This window comes from Moorena sp. SIO2C4 (assembly GCF_010672485.1).
Taxonomy (GTDB): Bacteria; Cyanobacteriota; Cyanobacteriia; order Cyanobacteriales; family Coleofasciculaceae; genus Moorena; species Moorena producens.
In genome coordinates this window covers 1-3422 of sequence record NZ_JAAHGN010000845.1, presented here as the reverse complement: position 1 = coordinate 3422, position 3422 = coordinate 1, and the positions used below count along the sequence as shown (strand labels likewise).

The following is a 3422-nucleotide window of genomic DNA, read 5'->3' as shown; positions in this document are numbered from 1 at the left end:
TCTCTGGGCAGCGCAATACTTATTATATCAATCTCCAGCAATTGATTAACAGAAGTGATATCAGGCAGGATGTTACCTTGCGGGATGGGGATGAAATCTTGCTCCGAACTACTACTGCTATCAACCCAGAGGAAACCCGTCTATTGTCCAATGCCAGTTTTGCAGCTAATGCCAGCCGTCCGATTCAAGTGGCTGTGGTCGGGGAAGTGATTAACCCAGGAGCTTATGTGGTCAAGGGAGAAACTCTGGGTAATAACAACATTAACATCGGTAGTGCTGATATCCGTAGCACCAATGCACCACCAACTGTAACCCAAGCGATCGCGATCGCTGGAGGCATTACCCAAGACGCTAACGTTCGCCAAGTTAAAGTGCGACGTTTGACCCAAGGGGGTACACAACAAGAAATTGCCTTGGATTTTTGGCAATTGTTGCGACAGGGTGACCTCTCTCAGGATATCCTCTTAAAGGAGGGAGATACAATTCTTGTCACCAAAGCTGACGAAATTGCTCCAGAGGTAGCATTGGCATTAGCAGATTCCAACCTTTCTGCTGCTGCCATCCCGGTCAATGTGGTTGGTCAAGTTCAACGACCTGGTAATGTGGAAGTCAAGCCCAATTCTCCTCTGAATGAAGCCTTGCTTGCCGCTGGGGGATTTGATGACGTTCGTGCTGAAAAGGGTTCTGTCGAATTAGTTCGCCTGAATCGCAATGGCACAGTTGAAAAAAGAGAAATTGAAATCGATTTTACTGCTCCAGTTAACGAGGAAACTAATCCCACCTTGCAGCCTAATGATGTGATTATTGTTAAACGGGATGGTGTCGCAAAAACTGCGGACAACGTCGAAAGGATTTCCAGACCTGCTAGCGGTATTTTCAACCTAATTGAATTACCGATTAGATTATTTAACCTTCTATTCTAGTTTAGCTGTCAGCGATCAGTATTAAGCATTCAGCTTATTTGCTGACCGCTGATGCTTTGTAAGCATATGCGCTACAGATGGTGCTACTTGAGGTGCGGTCAGCGGTCAGCGGTCAGGGTTCAGCTATCAGCTATCATGCTTAAAATAAACCTATGCAGGCCTATGGCCACGCTACGAGAACGGGAGATTTTAATAGTTCGAGATTAATGAGAATTGAAAGTCTGGGCAAAAGCCCTTGGCCTGTGGCCAAAGCTTAGCTCTTTTATTCAAAAGCTGACAGCTGACCGCTGAGGGCTGAATGCTGACCAATTTTAATACTGAGTTTAGAGATAAGTCTGATGAAATGGAGAGTGATTCTTGAGCCTGATCTAGATAACGGAGACTGGGCAGCTTGGTGCCCGGAACTTCCTGGTTGTACTTCCTGTGGTCAAACTAAAGTAGAAGCAATAGAAAATATGCGTGAGGCTATTGAGCTCTACCTTGAACCTGCCCCCCTTGAGCTGGCTGAAGGCTCTGTCACATGTGAGGTTACTATCTAATGATATCTATTTTGACGCCTAGGCTCTAGTAGCTAGAGCCTCTGGCTAAGTTTTAACAATGGATCAGTTCTGGTGTCTGGTTCAGAATTTGACTGCGAATAGAAATAAAGTCCTGATAAGCCGGTGATTCTAAAGCTTCTGGACGAAATATAGCGGTTTTGTGGCAGTTTTGAAATGCTAACTTGATCCCAAAATAACCTTCGACTGCACCACGAATCGCATCCCCACCTATCATCCGCAGTAGCTGGGCTCGATCTTGCTCAGTTGGTGGTGGTACCGAATGCTCTACCCATTCCGCTTCACCCTCTGCCAAGCGCTTGGCCAGGTCTTCGACAATTCCAAAGGCATAAGGTAACGATTGCCTGATGCTCTCAATAAAAGCTTCTTGATTAACCTCACCCTCCTGTGCCTGCTTCAACAGCTCTGGAGTAATGTTCAGTGACATAGGCTTTTCCTTGATATCCCTAATCAACAAAATAGTTATCAGAGGTTCACACTTAGTTGCCTGAACCTCCCAGGGAACAGTATATTGTGATAATGATTATTTTTATTGTTAATAATAATCATTATTATTAAATAAATGTTACAATGCAGGCGGTTAGAGACGTACCATGCTATAAGTATGGGCTTGGTCAGTTTTGGGAGAATGCGATCGCACGCCATCCTAGTACCAAAAAGATGATGCCCCAGTAAACCGACTTGCAATGCAGCCAAACTATCCGCTACTTGGGGAATATCTTTGTGAAACTCAATCAAAAACTGCCACCCTTCCACTCCAGCACGTTTATAGCTGCCGCCAGTTTTCAGTCTGTAAACCAGGTTCACCTTTAATAAAGTCGCTGCATGACGCAAGTATCGAGAAGGTATCGCATCAGAATAATTCCGGTTCACGAGGTGGCAGGAGTTGATCACGATAGGACTCGAAAGCCGGGAAGTCAGGAATTCCTTCATAAGACAATACGGCATCCGACCACTGGGAAATAGAGCTAGGTGCTGTTTGGATTAGCTGGCGTAACGCTTGCAGAACAAGGGTTTGGATCCCGACATTTGATTGAACCGCTTGGCGGATGAGGTCTTGTTCGAGATCTGGAGGTAGGTCGATTGTGATTTGCATAGGTCAGATTCTTGGTATTAAAGTTTTGAATTTTTATTGAAGTTGAGGAGCTTGCGGTCTATTCAGAACTGGTTTTAGAGAGGAATCGAGCCATATTGGATTACCTGTGTTGATCTCGTCTAGCCAGTAACCGCTCACGTATTTGGTAGTGGTAAAGATGTAGTGATTTGGCTAAGATTTGGTCAAGATAACGGGAGCTAAAATCACTACTTGTGTACCACTAACAGCTTGCTATATTAGCCTATTAAAAAATGCCTTATTTAAGATAAATTTAATGTTGTATCACTACCTATTTATCACTACCAATATTTCAAAATTATTAATAAGCAAAAATAGTTATCGTATGACTATCATATCCAGCAGGTATTTCAAAATAAGATGCGAATACCGCTGGTTGTTTTGGGGCATCAGCTAATGGATGTGGATTGAAATCGGTTTGGAGAAGCTGCTATCAATCTTATCATTTCTGTCGCCTGTTCTTTTGGGAGCTAGTTAGCTAATAACACTCGCTAACTAGCTCCCCTTTTTGTCCAAAGTCCAATATAATTGCTCTGTTAGCAATTTAAAATGATTACTAAAATGCTTAGCATTACCAGCAACCGCACTCAGCCTCGGGTTCCCCAACTGAGAACATCCTTGCCTGGCCCCCGTGCCCGGGCGCTTATCGAACGCGATCGTGTCGTGAGTTCCCCCTCCTATACTCGCAGCTACCCGTTAGCAGCTGCCAGAGGTGAGGGCTGTATGGTCGAAGATGTGGACGGCAATGTTTTTCTAGACTTTACTGCAGGAATTGCGGTAACTGCAACTGGTCATGCTCATCCCAAAGTGGTTCAGGCAATACAGAAC

At 44.5% G+C, this 3422-nt stretch carries 6 protein-coding genes; 4 read left to right on the top strand and 2 right to left on the bottom strand.

Annotation, left to right across the window (positions count from 1 at the left end):
* The 3 genes from F6K20_RS30140 to F6K20_RS30130 form a co-directional block, all read left to right on the top strand.
* Window positions 1-923: polysaccharide biosynthesis/export family protein (locus F6K20_RS30140; RefSeq protein ID WP_287297154.1), on the top strand; the 923-nt coding region annotated here is incomplete at its 5' end.
* 66 nt (window positions 924-989) lie between these two features.
* A complete protein-coding gene (locus F6K20_RS30135) occupies window positions 990-1130 on the top strand; it encodes a hypothetical protein (protein WP_287297152.1) in 141 nt (46 codons plus the stop codon).
* Window positions 1131-1261: 131 nt separating this feature from the next.
* Window positions 1262-1462, top strand: a complete 201-nt coding sequence (locus F6K20_RS30130; protein WP_071106965.1) for a type II toxin-antitoxin system HicB family antitoxin — start codon at window positions 1262-1264, stop codon at window positions 1460-1462.
* A gap of 52 nt (window positions 1463-1514) precedes the next feature.
* On the opposite strand, the gene F6K20_RS30125 is transcribed toward F6K20_RS30130, so the two are convergent.
* Together F6K20_RS30125 and F6K20_RS30120 are read right to left on the bottom strand one after the other, a co-directional pair.
* Window positions 1515-1907, bottom strand: a complete 393-nt coding sequence (locus F6K20_RS30125) for an SCO5389 family protein (protein ID WP_071106966.1) — start codon at window positions 1905-1907, stop codon at window positions 1515-1517.
* Window positions 1908-2333: 426 nt separating this feature from the next.
* On the bottom strand, window positions 2334-2576 hold the full coding sequence (locus F6K20_RS30120; protein WP_008179649.1) for a hypothetical protein: 243 nt from the start codon (window positions 2574-2576) through the stop codon (window positions 2334-2336).
* Window positions 2577-3155: 579 nt separating this feature from the next.
* Between F6K20_RS30120 and F6K20_RS30115 the strand changes: the two genes are divergently transcribed.
* A partial coding sequence (locus F6K20_RS30115) for an aminotransferase class III-fold pyridoxal phosphate-dependent enzyme (RefSeq protein ID WP_502708895.1) occupies window positions 3156-3422 on the top strand: 267 nt, incomplete at its 3' end.

Coding starts and splice junctions, on each gene's coding strand:
- F6K20_RS30135 (WP_287297152.1), top strand. CDS start 990: ATGCGCTACAGATGGTGCTACTTGAGGTGCGGTCAGCGGTCAGCGGTC.
- F6K20_RS30130 (WP_071106965.1), top strand. CDS start 1,262: ATGAAATGGAGAGTGATTCTTGAGCCTGATCTAGATAACGGAGACTGG.
- F6K20_RS30125 (WP_071106966.1), bottom strand. CDS start 1,907: ATGTCACTGAACATTACTCCAGAGCTGTTGAAGCAGGCACAGGAGGGT.
- F6K20_RS30120 (WP_008179649.1), bottom strand. CDS start 2,576: ATGCAAATCACAATCGACCTACCTCCAGATCTCGAACAAGACCTCATC.